Source organism: Arthrobacter sp. MDT2-34-1 (genome assembly GCF_059091365.1).
This window is the reverse complement of the sequence record NZ_JBNHGO010000001.1, coordinates 1,471,749-1,489,988: the sequence shown is the minus strand read 5'-3', so window position 1 is coordinate 1,489,988 and position 18,240 is coordinate 1,471,749. Positions and strand designations below refer to the sequence as shown.

At 69.6% G+C, this 18,240-nt stretch carries 15 protein-coding genes; 9 read left to right on the top strand and 6 right to left on the bottom strand.

The features are described from left to right. Window positions 1–14: 14 nt before the first annotated feature. The 4 genes from AC5RVV_RS06900 (at window position 15) to AC5RVV_RS06885 (ending at window position 3,912) form a co-directional block, all read left to right on the top strand. The gene (locus AC5RVV_RS06900; RefSeq protein ID WP_494000604.1) at window positions 15–1,061 is read left to right on the top strand and encodes an alpha-ketoacid dehydrogenase subunit beta; all 1,047 of its coding nucleotides are present in this window, start codon (window positions 15–17) and stop codon (window positions 1,059–1,061) included. Window positions 1,062–1,063: 2 nt separating this feature from the next. Further along, window positions 1,064–2,620 (top strand): dihydrolipoamide acetyltransferase family protein, encoded by a 1,557-nt coding sequence (locus AC5RVV_RS06895; protein ID WP_494000603.1) that lies wholly within the window; start codon window positions 1,064–1,066, stop codon window positions 2,618–2,620. Between the two features lie 88 nt (window positions 2,621–2,708). Next, window positions 2,709–2,924 carry a hypothetical protein gene (locus AC5RVV_RS06890; RefSeq protein WP_494000602.1) on the top strand — a complete coding sequence of 72 codons (216 nt, stop codon included), beginning with the start codon at window positions 2,709–2,711 and terminating at the stop codon, window positions 2,922–2,924. A 145-nt stretch (window positions 2,925–3,069) separates the two neighbouring features. Next, entirely contained in the window at window positions 3,070–3,912 is an 843-nt protein-coding gene (locus AC5RVV_RS06885) for an MBL fold metallo-hydrolase (protein ID WP_494000601.1), read from the top strand. A 69-nt stretch (window positions 3,913–3,981) separates the two neighbouring features. Here the strand turns inward: AC5RVV_RS06885 and AC5RVV_RS06880 are convergent, their stop codons facing one another. Further along, entirely contained in the window at window positions 3,982–4,554 is a 573-nt protein-coding gene (locus AC5RVV_RS06880; RefSeq protein ID WP_494000600.1) for a GNAT family N-acetyltransferase, read from the bottom strand. A gap of 148 nt (window positions 4,555–4,702) precedes the next feature. Next, complete coding sequence (locus AC5RVV_RS06875; protein ID WP_494000599.1) at window positions 4,703–5,614, bottom strand: phosphatase PAP2 family protein; 912 nt, start codon at window positions 5,612–5,614, stop codon at window positions 4,703–4,705. 66 nt (window positions 5,615–5,680) lie between these two features. Between AC5RVV_RS06875 and AC5RVV_RS06870 the strand changes: the two genes are divergently transcribed. The 4 genes from AC5RVV_RS06870 (at window position 5,681) to menD (ending at window position 13,312) form a co-directional block, all read left to right on the top strand. After that, window positions 5,681–6,712, top strand: coding sequence for an o-succinylbenzoate synthase (locus AC5RVV_RS06870; RefSeq protein WP_494000598.1), 1,032 nt, complete (start codon window positions 5,681–5,683; stop codon window positions 6,710–6,712). A 331-nt stretch (window positions 6,713–7,043) separates the two neighbouring features. Continuing rightward, a complete protein-coding gene (locus tag AC5RVV_RS06865) occupies window positions 7,044–9,104 on the top strand; it encodes an HNH endonuclease signature motif containing protein (protein WP_494000597.1) in 2,061 nt (686 codons plus the stop codon). A 236-nt stretch (window positions 9,105–9,340) separates the two neighbouring features. After that, window positions 9,341–11,413, top strand: coding sequence for a PhoX family protein (locus AC5RVV_RS06860; protein ID WP_494000596.1), 2,073 nt, complete (start codon window positions 9,341–9,343; stop codon window positions 11,411–11,413). 69 nt (window positions 11,414–11,482) lie between these two features. Beyond that, on the top strand, window positions 11,483–13,312 hold the full coding sequence (menD, locus tag AC5RVV_RS06855; protein ID WP_494000595.1) for a 2-succinyl-5-enolpyruvyl-6-hydroxy-3-cyclohexene-1-carboxylate synthase: 1,830 nt from the start codon (window positions 11,483–11,485) through the stop codon (window positions 13,310–13,312). 72 nt (window positions 13,313–13,384) lie between these two features. Here menD and AC5RVV_RS06850 read toward each other — a convergent pair whose 3' ends face one another. The 4 genes from AC5RVV_RS06850 to AC5RVV_RS06835 all read right to left on the bottom strand — a co-directional run bounded on the left by AC5RVV_RS06850 (window position 13,385) and on the right by AC5RVV_RS06835 (window position 17,233). Beyond that, window positions 13,385–14,140: an amino acid ABC transporter ATP-binding protein gene (locus AC5RVV_RS06850; RefSeq protein WP_494000594.1), complete on the bottom strand. Its 756-nt coding sequence runs from the start codon at window positions 14,138–14,140 to the stop codon at window positions 13,385–13,387. Between the two features lie 4 nt (window positions 14,141–14,144). Beyond that, the gene (locus AC5RVV_RS06845) at window positions 14,145–14,930 is read right to left on the bottom strand and encodes an amino acid ABC transporter permease (RefSeq protein ID WP_494000593.1); all 786 of its coding nucleotides are present in this window, start codon (window positions 14,928–14,930) and stop codon (window positions 14,145–14,147) included. A gap of 78 nt (window positions 14,931–15,008) precedes the next feature. After that, window positions 15,009–15,827 (bottom strand): basic amino acid ABC transporter substrate-binding protein, encoded by an 819-nt coding sequence (locus tag AC5RVV_RS06840; protein WP_494000592.1) that lies wholly within the window; start codon window positions 15,825–15,827, stop codon window positions 15,009–15,011. Window positions 15,828–15,985: 158 nt separating this feature from the next. Next, window positions 15,986–17,233, bottom strand: coding sequence for an isochorismate synthase (locus AC5RVV_RS06835; protein WP_494001292.1), 1,248 nt, complete (start codon window positions 17,231–17,233; stop codon window positions 15,986–15,988). A gap of 244 nt (window positions 17,234–17,477) precedes the next feature. Between AC5RVV_RS06835 and AC5RVV_RS06830 the strand changes: the two genes are divergently transcribed. Next, window positions 17,478–18,239, top strand: a complete 762-nt coding sequence (locus tag AC5RVV_RS06830) for a demethylmenaquinone methyltransferase (RefSeq protein ID WP_494000591.1) — start codon at window positions 17,478–17,480, stop codon at window positions 18,237–18,239. Window position 18,240 lies beyond the last annotated feature (1 nt).

Sequence of the window (18,240 nt, the reverse complement as noted above, 5' to 3'; positions counted from 1 at the left end):
TAAAAGGACACAGCATGAGCACAACAATGACGTTCGCCAAAGCGCTGAACACGGCCCTGGCCGATGAGATGGAAGCCGACCGCTCCGTCGTCGTCTTCGGGGAAGACGTGGGCCCGCTGGGCGGCGTCTTCCGCATCACCGACGGCCTCACCAAGCGGTTCGGCGAGGAACGCTGCTTCGACACCCCGCTGGCCGAATCCGGCATCATGGGCATGGCGATCGGCATGGCGATGAACGGCCTCCGCCCGGTGGTGGAGATGCAGTTCGACGCGTTCGCCTACCCGGCGTTCGAGCAGGTGGTCTCGCACGTGGCCAAGATGCCCAACCGGACCCGCGGCAGGGTCAAGCTGCCGATGGTCATCCGGATTCCGTACGCCGGCGGCATCGGGGGAGTGGAGCACCACTGCGACTCCTCGGAGTCCTATTACGCGCACACGCCGGGCCTGACCGTGGTGGCGCCGGCCACGGTGGAAGACGCCTACACCATGCTCCGCGAGGCCATCCGCTTCCCGGATCCCGTGGTGTTCCTGGAGCCGAAGAAGCTCTACTTCTCCAAGGAGCAGCTGGACCTCGAAGCGCTGCAGTCGCAGTGGGCGGCCTCGGAGACCGTGCAGGGATCCGGAGCGGGGCAGGCCGGAACCTCGGGGTCGGGCATCGGGCGCGCCGTCGTCGCCCGCGAGGGAACCGACGCCACGCTGATTACCTACGGTCCGTCCGTGCCCACCGTCATGCAGGCCGCCGCGGCCGCCGCCGAGGAGGGGCGCTCGCTGGAGGTCATTGATATCCGGTCGATCGTGCCGTTCGACGATGAAACCGTGATGGCGTCGGTGCGGAAAACCGGCCGCGCCGTGGTCGTCGCCGAAGCCCCCGGCTTCGCGTCCGTCGCCTCCGAGATCGTGGCGCGCGTGCAGGAGCGCTGCTTCCACTCGCTGGCCGCCCCGGTGCTGCGCGTGACCGGTTTCGATATTCCGTATCCCGCGCCGAAGCTGGAGCGGCACTACCTGCCCAGCGTGGACCGCATCCTGGACGCGGTGGATGAACTTCAGTGGGAGGACGCGTAGCCATGTCGCGACAGGTGTTCAAACTGCCCGACCTCGGCGAGGGCCTGACCGAGGCCGAACTGGTGAACTGGCTGGTCAAGGTCGGCGACGAGATCCGCGTGGACCAGCCGGTGGCCGAAGTGGAGACCGCCAAGTCCATGGTGGAGGTGCCCAGCCCGTTCGCGGGGACCGTCGCTGTGCTGCACGGCGCGGCCGGCGACACCCTGGACGTGGGCAAGCCCCTCATCTCCGTCGACGCTCCGGGCTACGTGCACGACGACGGCGCCCAGACTGCCGCGCCGCAGGCCCCCCGGGCGGGGGAGGCCGCCGCCGCGGTCGCGGCGGGAGACGCTCCCGACCCGGACCGTGCGGGGCCAGGCGCCGGCCATCCCGACGGCGAGGCCTACCGGAGGGAGGAGCGCGCCGGCATCCAGGAGCCTGCCGAATCCGGCTCCGGCAACGTGCTGATCGGCTACGGCACACCCGGCGGGTCGGCGGGGTCCAAGCGCACCCGGAAACCGAAGACCGGCCGCGTTGCCGTGGCGACCCCTCCGGCGGCCGCCCCGGCGGCGGTGGCCTCCCCGGCGGTAGCTCCGACGACCGCGGCAACGCAGGAGGAACCCGTGCCGGCCGCGAGCGGACGGGCCCCGCTGGTCATCTCGCCCCTGGTCCGCAAGCTGGCCCGCGACTCGGGTCTCCGCTTGACCGACATCGCCGGCACGGGCCCGGACGGCATGGTGCTGCGCAAGGACGTGGAGGCCGCGCTGGCCGGAGCCGCGGCCCCCTCCGGCGCAATGGCCGGAGCAGCGGCCCCCGCCTCCGGCCTGGCCGGAGCCCCGACGGAGGGTCGCACGGCGGGTGCAGCCGGCATCGACGCCCGTACCGGTCTGGGCATCGCCACCCGCACCCCGATGAAGGGCGTGCGGAAGACCGTGGCTCAGGCGATGTCGCGCAGCCGCAGCGAAATCCCCGAGGCCACCGTCTGGGTGGACGTGGACGCCACCGCCCTGCTGCAGATGCGCGCCGACCTCAAGCGCCGCGACCCGGAGAACACCCCGGGGCTGCTGGCCTTCATCGCGCGGTTCGTGCTGGCCGGCCTGGCCAAATATCCGGAGTTGAACACCCGGGTGGAGGGCGAGGAGATCGTCGGCTTCGACGGCGTGAACCTCGGCTTCGCCGCTCAGACCGACCGCGGTCTGATGGTGCCCAGCGTACGCAACGCCGACAGGCTCAGCGCCCGGCAGCTGGATACCGAGATCAGGCGGCTCACCGCCGTCGCCCGCGACGGCAAGGCCACGCCGGCCGAGCTGACCAGCGGCACCTTCACCCTGAACAACTACGGCGTGTTCGGCGTGGATGGCAGCGCCGCCATCATCAACTACCCCGAGGTGGCGATCCTCGGCGTCGGCCGGATCATCGACAAGCCGTGGGTGGTGGACGGGCAGCTGGCGGTCCGAAAGGTGACCGAACTGGTGCTGGCCTTCGACCACCGCGTCTGCGACGGCGGCATCGCGGGCGGTTTCCTGCGCTACGTGGCGGACGCGATCGAAAACCCCGGCAGCGTCCTCGCCGACCTGTAGCAGCTCCCCGCCGGCCGGCGCCCGACCGGCCGGCGGCAGCCCGAAATTATCCCTAGCTGGCCCGTCCCGCCGGCGCTACCCTTAGGGCATGGTCACTCTGCCAGAGGCGTACAAAAAGTACCTCTCCCGCCTGTCTGCACACCATGCCGAGGCGCTGCGGCCGGTGTTCCTCGAGTCGGCCGCCGAGGGGGAACACGGCGTGATGGTCCGTGGCATGGGCTCCAAGCATGTGCAGGCCTACGTCGACGACTCCGTGCCGTTCGGCGAGGTGCGCGAGGTGCTTCGCTCCGTTCACGAACTCTAGCGCGGGACGCTCGCCAGGAGGCCGCAGCCAGTCGGCCGCGGTCTGGTGGCTGGGTGTGCCGGAGTGGTCGGCACGGTACCGTGGCAGGATCAGGCTGCGCTGTCCGCGCGGCCGGTGTTCGACGCGACGGAGGGTGACTACCCGGATGAGCGATGCCGCCCGATCAGAGGACAAGGCCGGGGAGCCGGCGGAATGTGTGCAGGTGGCACCCGGCAATTACGTGATCAGGACCCGGGAGTATCTGTTGAACTCCGGGCTGGTCGTCGGCAGGAACAAGGCCTTGGTGGTGGATACCGGTGCCGGGCCGCGGCAGGCACGGCGGATTTACGCGGCCGTACGCGCGCTGACCAAGCTGCCGCTCGTCGTCGTGAACACGCATTTCCACTTTGACCACGTCTTTGGCAACGCCTACTTCGCGGCCCAGGGCGTGCAGGACTTTTACGCCCACCGCAATTGCGCGCACGACGTCGCAGAGAACGGCGTTCTCCAGCGTGAGGCAGTCGGGGAAACAGAACCCGAAATGGCGGCCGGCGACGGGGAGCATACCGGGATCAAGATGCCCAACAAGCTGGTGGACACGGAAACCACCGTCGACCTGGGCGAGGTCAGCGTCAAACTCTTCCATCTGGGCCGCGGCCACACCGACGGTGACCTGCTGGTCGGTTCGCCCACCACGCTTTTTGCCGGCGATCTGGTGGAGCAGGGTGCCCCGCCCGCCTTCGAAGATTCCTACCCGCGCGACTGGGTGGAAGCGCTGCGCCGGATCTCCGGGCTGCGGCACGAGTACGACGTGTTGGTGCCCGGCCACGGCCAGACCGTCAGCGACGCCTACGTGAAGAACATGTGCGAGACCATGACCCTGGCCGTCCGGATGGGTGAACAGGCCAGCCGCGACACTCCCGCAGACTCCACCAAGGCCATCCCGATCCTGCCCTACGGGCCCGTGCAGTCCCGCGCCCTGCTGCAGCGCCTCAGCGCCAACCGGTAAGGGAGCGGCGGCGGCGAGCGGGGCGCGGCGTCGGAAAGGGGTGGGGGAGCGGCGTCGGAAAGGCGTGCGTCAGCCCAGTTCCAGCCGCATGAGCACGCGCGGGAACCCGTTTACCACCGAGTCGGTGTCTGCCGCCTTCGTGAAGCCGGCCTGTTCGAAGAGCCTTCGGGTGCCGACGTAGGCCATGGTCAGGTCGACCTTCTTGCCCTCGTTGTCGACGGGGTAGCCCTCAATCGCGGGGGCACCATGCAGGCGCGCCAGGTCGACGGCGCCCGCGAGCAGATGATGCGCGATTCCCTTGCCGCGATGCCCTGGACGCACCCGGATGCACCACGCCGACCACACATCGACGTCGTCCACGTGCGGGATCTTTCGGTTGCGCGCGAAGGCCGTGTCCGCCCGGGGATGCACGGCGGCCCAGCCGACCACCTCGTCGCCGTCGTAGGCGAGCACCCCCGGCGGCGGGTCCTGTCCGCACAAGCGCTCGACGAGGGCCGCTCGATCCTCGCCCCGCAGCGAGGCGTTGTCTTTCGACGGAAGGCGGTAGCTGAGGCACCAGCAGACGTTGGCATCGGCGCGCTTTGGCCCCAGCATGGCTTTCACATCGCCGAAGACCGTTGCCGGACGCACCTCGATGGCCATGGGATCACACTGCCACCGCCGTCCGGTGCTGGCAATGCTCCGGGCCGGGGCGCTGAGCAATGCTTGAGCGCGGCCGCTGGCAATGCTCCGGGGCCCCGCCCGCCGGCCGGCCCCGTGCCCGGCCGCCGCTGCCGTTCCCGCGGGTGATCTAATGCCGGCGCGACTGGAGGCCGAACAACCAGGTCAGCAGGGCGCTAAGCAGCATCCCCGTGCCGGTGATCAGGCCCATTCCCGCCCAGAAAAACAAGGGGAGCCTGCCGGTGCCGGGGACGGGTGCGGCGCCGGCCTGTTGCGCGAGCAGGTAGAGTCCCGCGGCGGCGCCGATGCCCAGCACGGCCAGCAGCCAGCAGAGCCTCGGCCACCACGCGGACGCCGCCCAGAAGCTGCCGTAGCCGGACCAGATGTTCCAGTCGCTGCCGCGCCGCAGCACGACCGGACCGGCGGCCAGCACCCAAAAGCCGGCCACCAAAAAGGCCGCCACCACGTCCGCCGGGCGGTGCCAGCCGTTGATCAAGGTAGCGGCACCGGCCAGCACGGCATACAGACCGCCCGCGGCCGCGGCGAACGGCCGCCAGCGGGGCGAGACCACCAGGAAGATGGCCAGGGCGGCAGCGGTGGCGATGGTGGTGTGCCCCGACGGCAGCGAATTGTGTTCCAGCGTGGGCACGCCGCGGTCGGGCCGGTCCAGAACAAGGTTCTTCAGGATCCACGTCGTCGCCGCCGACGCCGCGACTACCCCGACACCGACCACCGCCGGCCCCCACCGGCGTCGTACCAAGGCCGCCACCAGCAGCACGACGGCCGCCACGGCGACGGAGATATCCGGCAGCAGGTCCAGGAAGTCCAGGAAAACGCCGCGGCCCAGCCGCCAGCCGGAGTCCGCCTCCGCCCAAGCCGATTCGTCGGCGAACTGCCCGGTGGTGGTGCGGACGAAGGCGTAGTAGTTCAGCACAAAGGCTCCCGCGCACAACAGTGCTCCCAGCCAGAACAGGGCAGGAGCGTGCGCCGCCGGACGGCTGGGCGCGGGCCGGGAGCGGACACGGGAACGCTGCGGAGTCATCGATTCTAGGGTCGCACACAATGCTGACAGCTTCCGGGAAGGGCGGCCGCCGTACAGTTGGAGGTGATGACACCGCACCAGATTCCCGATGTTCCCGGGCTTTCCGACCGGCCGGAGCTCCCCGACCTCGCCGACCTGCTCGCCACCGCACGCGTGGTGTCGCTGCCGATGAAAGTCCGCTTTCGCGGGGTGATGCAGCGCGAGGTGCTGCTGTTGGAGGGCCCGGCTGGCTGGGCGGAGTTCTCGCCCTTTCTTGAGTACGACGACGACGAAGCCGCAGCGTGGCTGGCGGCCGCGGTGGAGGCGGGCTGGCGGGGTTTCCCGACCCCGGTCCGGGACAGCGTCCCCGTCAACGCCACGGTGCCCGCGGTGGCGCCGGCCGAGGTACCCGGCGTGTTGGCCCGCTACGACGGTGCGCAGACGGTGAAGATCAAGGTTGCCGAATCCGGACAGGACATCGACCAGGACGTGGCCCGCGTCGCGGCGGTGCGTGCCGCAGCCCCGCACGCCGCGCTCCGGGTCGACGCCAACGGCGGCTGGGACGTGCCCGCGGCGGTGGAGGCGTTGACCAGGCTGGCCGCGTATTCGCTGGAGTACGCCGAGCAGCCGGTCGCCGACATCGCCGGGCTGCGCGCCGTGCGGACCGAACTGAGGCGGCGCGGGATCGCCACCCCGATCGCGGCCGACGAAAGCGTGCGCAAGGCCGCCGACCCCCTGCGGGTGGCCCGCGAAGACGCCGCCGACCTGATCGTGGTCAAGGTGCAGCCCCTCGGGGGTGTGTGGCGGGCGCTGGAGATCGTCGCACAAGCCGGGCTCCCCGCCGTCGTGAGTTCCGCCTTGGACTCCTCCGTGGGAATCCGTGCAGGCGTGGCGTTGGCTGCGGCGCTGCCGGAACTTCCCTTTGCCTGCGGACTGGCGACGGTGTCCCTGATGGACGCGGACGTGGCGGCGGAACCGCTCGTGCCGGTGGCCGGCCGCCTCCCGGTGCGCGACGTGGTGCCCGACGCGGACCTGCTGGATCGTCTTGCTGCGCCGGAGGACCGGCGGCAGTGGTGGCTGGAACGGCTGACGCGGACGTACCGGCTGCTGGAGCCGTGACGTAGGGGCGGGGGAACGGCTCCCTAGGCGGGACCGTCCCGGCGGCCGGGGGACGTGCCGAAAGAGCAGGGGGATTGGCAGCGCCATCGACCTCGCCTGCGGGCCCGCTGGAGCAGTGAAGCGCCTGTGCTCCTGACGTGCTTCGGGGCTGCGGGAAGCAGCCCCCGGCCGGAACAACCTCAGGGTTTGGGCCCGGTTCTATATGCGCGGCTCCTCAAAAGCTGAATGTGAGGCTCAATCGTCCGAACGCAGTCTGACCTTGCCGACTCCATCCACTGCGCCATCGAAACGCGGCCCTCAAACTGTCGGAGGCGGCCGGTAGCGTGTGGATATGGAGGGCGAGGGCGACGAGCTTCGGTTCCCGGTTCCGGGACAGGAACTGGTGATGGACCTTGGCGTGCCCTCGCGTCCGGACAGTTCCCTGCTCGAGGCGCTGCTGCAGCACGTGGTGGCAGAGGCACTGCTCCGGCGTTATGGCATCGGGCCTGATCGCGCCGGTTTCTTTCCCGCGGCCGCTGACCCTGATGCGTCTGCCGCCGCCGAGGCGGCCAACACTGCAGAGATTCCTTCGCCCACCGAAGCCGACGGCGGCGGGCAGCCAGCCATGCCCGAGGATCCCGGAGCGTCCCAGGGATCTGGCACCGGACAGCCGACGGCCGGGACCACTGAGGAGGGGGCAGGTCTGCCCGTGGTGCCGGAGGGCACCGGTGGTAAACCTGTGGTGCCGGAGGGTGGGGTGGGGGTGCCTGCCGTGCTGGCCGGTTTGTTGGCGGTGGTGGAGCCGGCGGAACTGGATGACGTGCAGACCATGGATTATCTTTTGGCTGCGGCGCGGGTGGAGGCGTGGGTGCAGTCCTGCCGGGTGAAGGCGTTGGACCGCTTCGCCCGGCTGCGTCCCGGTGTGGGCGGGGACCGGGACCCGGAAGGCTTTTCCCGCTTCGCGCACCAGGAGATCTCGGCGCATCTGTGCACCGGTGACGCGGCGGCGCGGGCCATGCTGGCCGATGCCCGGCAGATCTGCACGCACCTGCCGGGCACTCTCGAGGCGATGGGCCGCGGTGACCTGGACTTGCCGCGGGCGAAAGCGCTGGCCCGCGGCTGCGCGGACCTGCCGGCCGAATGCCTGCAGGATTTCGAGGCCGCGGTGCTGCCCGGCGCCGGGGACGTCACATTGGATACGGTGCGGTCCCGTGCCCGGCGGATGCGGGACCGCCTGCACCCGGAATCCTTGGAGCAGCGGCACCGGCGGGCAAACGAGTCCCGGGACGTGCAGTTGACCGACCAGGACGACGGGATGACCGAGTTGTGGATCCGCACCAGCGCGGACAAGGCGCATCTGGTCTTCGACCGGATCCAGACCACGGCCCGCTCCCTCCAAGGCCCGGGCGAGGCCAGGACCCTGCCCCAACTGCGCGCCGACGTGTTCTGCGACCTCATGCTCCCCGGCCGCACCGGCCGGACCTGCACCCCGAACACGGATGCAGCGGAAGACGCGGGACCGGCAGCACCGGAGCCGGCCGCGGCACCGACAGAACCGGCCGCGGCACTGGCATCAGCCGGCAGCGGAAGCTGCAGGTTCGCTGAAGACCCCGTTGGGACCGGCACTGTCGCGGTCCCTCCGCCGGCACCGGCCGGAGGAGGTGGTCGGGCCGCACTCGGCCGCGGCTGCGGCGGTAACTGCGGCGGTGCGGGGCCGGGGATGCTGGTCACCATGCCCCTGGCCGCGCTGCTGGGACTGGGCGAGGAGCCCGGGGACCTGGCCGGGCACGGGCCGATCCCGGCAGACATGGGACGGGAACTGGCCCAGCTGGCCAGGTCCTGGTTGCCGGTGCTCACCGACGACCACGGCCAGGCGATCGCGGCCGCCCGGCAACTGCGGATTCCGCCCGAATGGCTCAAACGCCTGGTCCGTGTCCGGGACCGGCACTGCCGCTTCCCCGGCTGCCGCCGCGCGGCCAGATACTGCGAGATCGACCATGTCCGAGGCTGGGACGACGGCGGGCCAACTGTGCCGGAAAACCTGCAGTGCCTGTGCAGCGCCCACCACGCGGCGAAGACCGCCGGGCACGCCCGGGCCGAGGCCGGCCCACACGGTCAGATCACGTGGACCACGCGCACCGGCCACCGCAAGACCACCCACCCGGACGAGGGCTGGGACACCCTCCTGCCCCGGCCGAAGGAAACGGAAGCGGCAGCCACCGGCGAAAACGAAGACAACACCCGCGGCGCCAAAGGCGCAGGCGGAGACACCGACGATGGCGCCACACAAGCAGCCGACGGCGCCGCCGCCCGCGACACCATCGACCGCGGTGACCAACCACCAAAACGTACGCTCGGCGGCATCGAACTGCCGGACGACAACACCGACCCCAACGCACCACCCCCATTCTGACCTCGGCGCTGCAATGCGCTTGGCCGATTCTGCGGGTGACACCTCTGACGCCGAGGCCAGCCGTGAAAAAACTCGTTGCCTCGCCCTGGAAGAACGCGAAGCCTCGCGGTCCCGGCCCAGCCCGGCAAGGTGTTTTGCCTGCCGTTGGCCGAAAATTCACCACTGCTCGGCCTGCCGGTCGACTTCGATCAGCACACTGGAGGACGATCCCACAGTTCAATGCAGAAGGTGAAAACGTGACCGAAACCAAGAAGCGCTACCTGCCGATGCTGGGCCATGTGTCCGGAAAACGCAGCGCCGTGACCTGCGCGCTCAAGTGCGACAACGCCTGTGCCAAGGGCGTCTGCAACACCTCGGACAATAACTACTTCCGGGACATCGTCTCCGCCGAATACTCCCGCCGCCGGATGATGGGGCTGGGCGGCGCCGGCGCGCTGGCGCTGATGTTCGGCGGAGGGGCAGCCGCGGAGGCACAGGTTGGACTCGCCCCGGCTGCCAAGGCCGGGCGCGGGCGGGGCAACGCAAGCAAGCTCAAGTTCGACGGCATCAAGGCCGTGCCCAACAACGTGGACGACGTCGTGGTACCCAAGGGCTACAACTGGAATCCGGTCATCCGCTGGGGAGACCCCCTGTTCCACGACAGCGCGGAGTTCGATCCGGAGAACCAGACCAAGGAGTCCCAGTCGGGCCAGTTCGGCTACAACAACGACTACTTGGACATCATCGAGATCCCGGGCAGCAACGGCAAGCGTGCGGTCCTGTTCGCCAACCACGAGTACACCAACGAGGGCATCATGTTCCCGCCGGACATGCCCGTCGAACGCCAGCGCGAGGTAGCCATGGCTGCGCACGGGCTGTCCGTCGTGGAACTGGAGCGCAAGGGCAAGGGCCAGCCGTGGACCTACGTCCGCGGGGCCAGGCTGAACCGCCGCTTCCTGATGGACACCGAATACGAACTGACCGGACCGGCCGCCGGCTCGGACCTGCTGAAGACGCAGGCCGATCCCACCGGCCGCATCGTGCTGGGGACGCAGAACAACTGCGCCGGCGGCACCACCCCGTGGGGGACGGTGCTCTCGGGCGAAGAGAACTTCAACCAGTACTTCAAGGTGTCCGCCCCGACTGCCGAGCAGCGCCGCTACGGCCTGACCAGCGCCAACCCGTCGCGCGGCTGGCACATCCCGGAGCCGCGCTTCGACACCGATCGGCCCGAGGGCAGGAACGAAGACAACCGGTTCGGCTGGATCGTCGAGGTGGACCCGTTCGATCCCACCTCCACCCCGCGCAAGCACACCGCCCTGGGACGGTTCAAGCACGAGGGCGCCAACGTGACCATCGCCGCCTCCGGCCACGCGGTGTCCTACTCCGGCGACGACGAGCGCTTCGACTACCTGTACAAGTTCGTCTCCAAGGGCACCTACCGCGAGGGCGACAAGAAGCACAACATGACCCTGCTGACCGAGGGCGACCTCTATGTGGCCAGCTTCAAGGGCAATTCCCCAAAGAACCAGATCGACGGCTCCGGCGTGCTGCCCTCAGACGGCGCGTTCGACGGCACCGGACACTGGATCCAGTTGACCCGCGACGGCGAATCGCTGGTGCCGGGCATGCGGATCGACCAAGTGCTGGTGTACACCCGGCTCGCGGCCGACGCCATGGGTGCTACCAAGATGGACCGCCCGGAGGACGTGGAGATCAACCCGGCGACCGGCAAGATCTACATGGCCTGCACCAACAACACCGCCCGGACCCGCGCGCAGGTGGACGAGCCCAACCCCCGGGCCAACAACCGCCACGGCCACATCATCGAAATGACCGAGACCGGTGACCAGACCTCCACCGAGTTCACCTGGCAGCTGATCCTGGTGGCGGGCGATCCGGCCGTGGACGATTCGGTCTACTTCAGCGGCTACCCGGCCGACCAGGTGCAGCCGATCTCCTGCCCGGACAACCTGGCCTTCGACTCGGCCGGAAACCTGTGGGTCTCCACCGATGGGCAGCCCGGCACCATCCAGCGCAACGACGCTCTCTTCCGTGTGACGCTGGAAGGACAGGAACGCGGCAAGGTGGAGCAGTTCATGGCCGTGCCGATCGATGCCGAGACCTGCGGCCCGCTGATCCACGACGACGACGGGCTGGTGTTCGTCGCCGTCCAGCACCCGGGCGAGGACGGCAGCTGGGGAGCCCAGCGCTCCATGTTCCCGGACTACGTCGGGGACAGGCGCCGCGCCAAGCCGGGCGACGCCGCGATGCCCCGGCCGTCCGTGATCCAGATGTTCAAGGGCAAGAACGGGCACCTCAAGGGCTAGCCCGGCCACGCCGACGGAAGGCAGGCGGCCGCGTCCCTCGGGGCGCGGCCGTCTGCTTACCATGAGGGGGTGACTGCGCAGCTGAGCTCGATGGATACCGCCCGACTGGCCGTGAAGGCCTTGGTCTGGGGCGGAGTGCGCGACGTCGTCATCGCGCCGGGTTCGCGCAGCGCCCCGCTGGCGTACGCGCTCGCCGAGGCCGAAACACACGGCGACCTGCGGCTGCACGTCCGCATCGATGAGCGGGGCGCGGCGTTTACCGCGCTCGGGCTCTCGCTGGGCTCGTTGCGCCCGGTTCCGGTGGTCACAACCTCCGGAACGGCGGTGGGCGAGCTGTTGCCGGCGGTGATGGAAGCCAATCACGCCGGCGTTGAACTGGTGGTGCTCTCCGCCGACCGCCCGGCCGAAATGCGCGGCACCGGTGCCAACCAGACTACGGTGCAACACGGACTGTTCGGCATCCACGTGCGCTCGGCCGTGGACATCCCGGCCGGAGACGACCCGACGGACGCCATCCGCTCCATCCTCCTCAACGCGAAGGGCATCCCGCCGGCCCCGCCGGCCCCGGCGGCCGCGACGGCCGAACTGCTCTCGCTGGCGGCCACGCCGTCGGCGGCTAACGCAGCGACCACGGCGGCCGAAACGGCGGCGCATCCGGGTGCGGTCGGTCCCGTGCACATCAATCTCGCGTTCCGCGATCCGCTGTTCCCGGATACGGATACGGCTACTGACCACGCCGCGGCGCCGGTGCGGGCAACGGACGACGGCGGTGCCTCGGCACCCGGGGCGATAGCACCCGGGCGGGCCACCAGTTGGAACGCGGGCCAGGCGGAACCGACTATCCACGCGACCGAGGAACGCCGCACCGTGGTCGTGGCGGGACACGGTGCGGGAGCCGGAGCCGAAGCCTTCGCGCGTGCACACGGGCTGCCGCTGCTGGCCGAGCCGTCCTCCAACGCGAGGTTCGGCCCGAACGCCATCGGACCCTACCGCCTGCTGCTGGGCCACCTCGGGCCACAGATCGAACGGGCCGTGGTCTTTGGCCGCCCGACGCTCTCGCGGCCGGTGCCCGCCCTGCTGGCGCGGGAGGACGTCCAGGCCGCGCTGTTCCAGCCGGATCCGGTCCCCTGGTACGAGCCCGGGCGCCGACGGGAGCGGGTGATTTCCGAGCCGGCGGACCTGTCGATCTTCTCGGGCCAGGGGTCCGGCGCGTGGTTGCGGCTCTGGCGGGACGCCGCCGATGCGGCCGATGCGGCCCTGATCAAACGCCTGGACGTCGAACCGGAGCTGACGGGCCTGCGGGTCGCACGTTCGGTCTGGCTCCACACCCGCGGCCGGCTGGTGCTCGGTTCGTCCAACCCGATCCGCGACGTGGACCTGGCCGGGACGCCCACCGACATTCCGGACGCTTTCGTGCACGCCAACCGTGGGGTGGCCGGCATCGACGGCACCGTGGCGACTGCGGCGGGCATCGCGCTGGGAGCACGAACCGGAACCCGGGCACTCATGGGCGACCTGACCTTCCTGCACGACGCCGGATCGCTGCTGCTCGGACCCGGGGAGCCCGAACCCGACCTGCAGATCGTGGTGGTCAACGATTCCGGCGGCGGGATCTTCTCGACCCTGGAACACGGAAAGGTGGGGGAGCACGCGGCGTTCACGTCCGCCGTCGAACGCCTCTTCGGCACCCCGCACCGCGCGGACCTTGCCTCGCTGGCGGCTGGCTACGGGGTCCGGCACCGGCTGATCAAGGACGCGGACGAACTGGACGCCGTCCTCTCCGAGCCGGTGGCAGGGCGCAGCGTGGTGGAGGTGCGCACTGACCGAAGCCGGCTGCGGGCCGTGCACGCGGAAGTGGCGGCCGCCGTCGCGACCGCCACTTCCCGTCTGCTGGGGTGAGCCTGCCCGGTGTGCTGGGCGAGCCTGCCCAGATTGCTGTGGGAGCCTGCCCGGTGTGCTGGTTAAGCCTGCTCAGAGGACCTTCGAGAGGAACGCCTTGGTGCGTTCGTGCTGCGGGTTGGCCAGCACGTCCTCGGGCTTGCCCTGCTCCACCACCACGCCGCCGTCCATGAAGACCACGCGGTCACCCACCTCGCGGGCGAAGCCCATCTCGTGCGTGACCACCATCATGGTCATGCCCTCGTCGGCCAGCTTGCGCATGACCTCCAGCACGTCGCCCACCAGTTCCGGGTCCAGCGCCGAGGTGGGCTCGTCGAAGAGCATCATGTCCGGGTTCATGGACAGGGCGCGAGCGATGGCCACCCGCTGCTGCTGCCCGCCGGAGAGCTGGGCGGGGTAGGCGTTCTCGCGGTTTGCCAGCCCCACCTTCTCCAGGTTCTTCCGGGCGACTTCCATGGCTTCGGCCTTGCCGCGCTTCTTGGCCCGGCGCTGGGCCAGGGTGAGGTTGTCCAGGACGTTCAGGTGCGGGAACAGGTTGAACTGCTGGAACACCATGCCGATCCGGGTACGGACCCGGTCCAGGTCCGTTTCCGGGTCGGTGATGTCCACGCCTTCCACCAGGACGGTGCCGCTGGTGGGCTCCTCGAGCCGGTTCACGCAGCGCAGCAAGGTGGACTTGCCGGAGCCCGAGGGCCCGATCACGCAGACCACTTCGCCCTGGTTCACATGAAAGTCAATGCCCTTGAGGACCTCGTTGTTGCCGAAGTTCTTGCAGAGGTCCTTGACCTCGATGGCCGGCCTGTCGTGGCGCAGCGATTCTTCAGTCATGGGGTTACCGGCTCCTGTTGTTGCGCTTCTCCAGCCAGGCGACCAGCTGGGTGAGCGGCAAGGTGATGATCAGGTACATGAGCGCCGCGGCGACCAGGGGAGTGGCATTGGCGAACTGGGAGACGCCGTCGCGGGCAAAAGTCGTGAGTTCCCGATTGCCCAGGGCCATGCCGGCGATGAAGAGCAGAGAGGTGTCCTTGATCAGGATGACCAGCTCGTTGGTCAGCGGCGGCGTGACGATGCGCACCGCCTGCGGCAGCACCACGGAGACCATGGTCCAGCTCGGGTTCATGCCCAGCGAGCGGGCCGCCTCCCGCTGCCCGGCGGGGACGGCCTCGATGCCGGCGCGGAGTGTCTCGGCAATGTAGGCGGCGGAGACGACGATCAGACCGATCAGCCCGGCCCCGGTGCTGCCTCCCGGCGGACGCCACTGGAACGCGATCGGGACCGCGAAGGCGAAGCCGAAGATGACCAGCAGGGCAGGCAGGCCGCGGAACAGCTCGATGTAGGCGGTCGCCACCCACCGGTAGGGGGCCACGGGCGAGAGCTTCATGAGCGCCAAAAGGAGACCGAAAAGCAGGCCGCCGACGAAGGCGATCAGGGTGTAGACGACCGTGTTCTTGGCCGCCGTGACGATGATGGTGGGGAACTGCTCACCCAGGACTTCCGGGTTCAGGAAGCTCGTGCGGATGGCCTCCCAATCGGCCACCAGGGCGACGGCGGCGACGGCGGCGATGAAGATGGCGTAAAGGACCCCGCGGAAAAGTCGGCGGCGGGTCGAAGGTTTCACTGGTGATGCCTTCCAGCTGTAAGTCGGCGGCCCCCGTTCCCGCTGCTTCACGCACGGGAACGGGGGCCGGAGGGCTTGCTACTCGGTGAAGTACTTGTCGTAGATTTCCTGGTACTTGCCGTTGTCGCGCAGCGTCGAGAGGGCATCGTTGACGGCCGAGACCAGGGCCTCGGACCCTTCCTTCTTCGCCGCGAAGCCGTAGGACTCGTCGGTCTTGTACTCCTCGACGATGGTGAACTTGCCGTCCTCGGTGTGGCCGATGTTCACCGGCAGGTCCTGCAGCAAGGCGTCGACCTGGCCGGCCTGGATGGCCTGGTACATCTCGGCATCGGACGGGAAGGCGACGACTTCGGCGTCCTCCGGCGCGTTCTCCCGGGTGTAGGCCTCGCCGGTGGTGCCCTGCTGGACGCCCACCTTCTTGCCGGAGAGATCGCCCACGGCCTTGATGTCGGAGTCCTTCGGGACCAGCAGCGACTGCAGCGAGTCGTAGTAGGGGTCGGAGAAGGCGATGTTCTTCTTGCGGTCTTCGGTGATGGTCATCGCGCTGGCGCCGAGGTCGCACTGCCCGGCGGCCAGGGTGACGCCCGACTGCAGGGCGTCGAAACCGACGTCCTGGATGGCCACCTCAAGGCCCATCTCCGAAGAGATCTCCGTGATCAGGTCGATGTCGAAGCCCGTGTACTTGCCGCCCTCTTCGAACTCAAACGGGGGGTAGGGGATGTCGGAGCAGACGGTCAGCGTGCCCGGCTGGACGAGGGGCAGCTCGGATCCCGCGCCGGCAGTGCCCGTGGCGCCGTTGCCGCCGGCGTCGTCCGAACCACCGCACGCGGTCAAAGCGAGTGCCGCCACGGCCAGAAGGGAGAACCCCTGGACCGCCTTGGATGCGTTTTTGCGCATAGTTACTACCTTTGTCTCGTTGGAAATCCGGCTTAAGTGTAACGGGAATGCCCGCAACAGGTGATATGCACCACAGGCTACAGCCATTGCCTATTGGAAAACAGCGTAGTCGGCGGGAGGCCGGTTGGCCCCCGGCCGTGCCGATTGTCGGTGAATAGTTATCTGCGGCGCAAACCGAGCGCCTCGATCATCGGCCGGAACTTGGCCCAGGTCTCCGCCAGCTCGGCCTCCGGATCGGAGCCGTCCACGATGCCGCAGCCGGCATAAAGCCGGACCCGCTGGGGACCCTCCACCACGGCGCCGCGCAGCGCGATGCCCCATTCACCGTTGCCAGCGCCGTCGGTCCAGCCCACCGGGCCGGCGTACGGCCCGCGGTCCATCTGCTCCAGTTCGCGGATCAGGGCGCCGGCGACCTCGGTGGGGGTGCCGCACACGGCCGCGGTGGGGTGCACAGCTTCGGCCAGTTCCAACGACGACGGCGGCTGCCCGCCGTCGTGCGCCAGCTCGGCCGAGACGTCGGACGCCAGGTGCCATACGTTGGGCAGCTCCAGCACGAACGGCTCGCTGTGCGAACTCATCGCGGTGGTGAAGGGCTCGAGTTTGCGGGTGAGCGAGTCGATGGCGATCCGGTGCTCGTGCAGCTGCTTCTCGGAGCCGGCGAGCACGCGCTGGGCGTAGTCGGTGTCCGATTCGCCGGCGTGGCCGTGGGCCCGGGAGCGGTCGAGCGTGCCGGCCAGCACGCGGGCGCGCGCCACGTTATTCTCCACCTTGATCAGCATCTCCGGCGTGGAGCCGATCAACCCGTCCACCGAGTACGTCCAGCAGTCCTTGTACCGCGCCGCGAGTTCGCGCAGCACCTGGGCGGTGGCGATGGGCGCGGCGAGATTGGCCACCACGTCCCGGGCCACGACGAGCTTGCTCAGGTTCCCGGCCTGGATGCGCTTGACCCCGGCCGCGACGGCATCCATGTACGCCTGCTCCGAGACCTGTCCCGGAACGAGGGAGTCGGCGGGATCGGGGCTGCGCTCTACCGAGATTTCTTCCAGCCAGCCCGCGAGCACGGCCTCGGCCGTCTCGGCGCTGAGGTGTGCATCGGCGTCGTACGTCAGATAGGTGAGCCAGGCGCGGTCGCCATCCAGGCCCACCAGCACCTCCGGCACCACCAGGCGGGAGCTGTGGGTCGAGGTGTAGGAGAACGCGAAGGAGCCGAAGGCGACCGGCCCGGTTCCCGGGCCGCCCACCCGGTTGTCGATGTCGGCGGTGGCCTGGATCCCGCGCCACCATGCGGCCGCCCGCCGGAAGCGGTCCGGCCCGCTGGCCGTGAACCGCGCGATCTCGCCGAAGCCGGCGAGCCCGCCCTCGCGCCGCACCCAGCAGAGCACGTCGTCGCGCACCAGATACTCCATGAGCCCTTGGGTGTCGGGCACCGCGGGCCACTCGACCGTGATGCCGCGCAGGGTCCCGCGGGGCAACCGGTCAGCGGCCTCCGGTTCCGTGCGGCCGGCCGCTGCGGCAGGCCCGGTTCCGGGCAGGCCGGACGAGGGGGACAGGGGGGAGGTCATGGTCATTAAGCCTACTCTGCCCGGCAAACGCCACCGCCCGCGAAGCCCGGGTTCGCGGGCGGCCGCCGGTCTTTGAGACAATGGCCCAGTGAATCGTGCATCGCTGGAGAAGCGCCCGGATGAAGTAGCCGCCATGTTCGATGACGTGGCGCCGAAGTACGACCTGGTTAACGATGTGCTGTCGATGGGCCAGACCCGCCGGTGGCGCCGGATCGTGGTGGACGCGGTGGACGCCGAACGTGGCCAGAAGGTCCTGGATCTGGCCGCCGGGACGGGCACCTCCAGCGAACCCTATGCCGATGCCGGCATCCACGTGGTCGCGTGTGACTTCTCCCTGGGCATGCTGCGCGTCGGCAAGCGCCGCCGCCCCGACATCGACTTCGTGGCCGGGGACGCGACCAATCTGCCCTTCGCGGACAACTCCTTCGACGCCGTGACCATCTCCTTCGGCCTGCGCAACGTCAGCGATCCGAAACTGGCGCTGCGCGAAATGCTGCGCGTGGCCAAGCCCGGCGGCCGGCTCGTGATCGCCGAGTTCTCGCACCCCACCCTCCCGGTCTGGCGCACCGTCTACACCGAGTACCTGATGCGCGCGCTGCCGGCGATCGCGTCCAAGATTTCGTCCAACCCCGACTCCTACGTCTACCTGGCCGAGTCCATTCGCGCCTGGCCCAACCAGGACCAGCTGGGCGAGTGGATCACCGGCGAAGGCTGGCAGGACGTGGCCTACCGCAACCTGTCCGGCGGCATCGTCGCCGTGCACCGGGCCGTCAAGCCCGGCCGCGACGAGGCGGCCAACGCCCGGGCCCAGGCCGCGCTGCGGCGCCAGAGCAGCAGGCACACCCTGTAGC

Excerpts from the sequence above, each read along its gene's own strand:
- AC5RVV_RS06840 (WP_494000592.1), bottom strand. The coding sequence starts at position 15,827 with ATGCGCAAAAACGCATCCAAGGCGGTCCAGGGGTTCTCCCTTCTGGCC.
- AC5RVV_RS06890 (WP_494000602.1), top strand. The coding sequence starts at position 2,709 with ATGGTCACTCTGCCAGAGGCGTACAAAAAGTACCTCTCCCGCCTGTCT.
- AC5RVV_RS06870 (WP_494000598.1), top strand. The coding sequence starts at position 5,681 with ATGACACCGCACCAGATTCCCGATGTTCCCGGGCTTTCCGACCGGCCG.
- AC5RVV_RS06850 (WP_494000594.1), bottom strand. The coding sequence starts at position 14,140 with ATGACTGAAGAATCGCTGCGCCACGACAGGCCGGCCATCGAGGTCAAG.
- AC5RVV_RS06865 (WP_494000597.1), top strand. The coding sequence starts at position 7,044 with ATGGAGGGCGAGGGCGACGAGCTTCGGTTCCCGGTTCCGGGACAGGAA.
- AC5RVV_RS06880 (WP_494000600.1), bottom strand. The coding sequence starts at position 4,554 with ATGGCCATCGAGGTGCGTCCGGCAACGGTCTTCGGCGATGTGAAAGCC.
- AC5RVV_RS06885 (WP_494000601.1), top strand. The coding sequence starts at position 3,070 with ATGAGCGATGCCGCCCGATCAGAGGACAAGGCCGGGGAGCCGGCGGAA.
- AC5RVV_RS06835 (WP_494001292.1), bottom strand. The coding sequence starts at position 17,233 with ATGGAGTATCTGGTGCGCGACGACGTGCTCTGCTGGGTGCGGCGCGAG.
- AC5RVV_RS06895 (WP_494000603.1), top strand. The coding sequence starts at position 1,064 with ATGTCGCGACAGGTGTTCAAACTGCCCGACCTCGGCGAGGGCCTGACC.
- AC5RVV_RS06900 (WP_494000604.1), top strand. The coding sequence starts at position 15 with ATGAGCACAACAATGACGTTCGCCAAAGCGCTGAACACGGCCCTGGCC.
- AC5RVV_RS06875 (WP_494000599.1), bottom strand. The coding sequence starts at position 5,614 with ATGACTCCGCAGCGTTCCCGTGTCCGCTCCCGGCCCGCGCCCAGCCGT.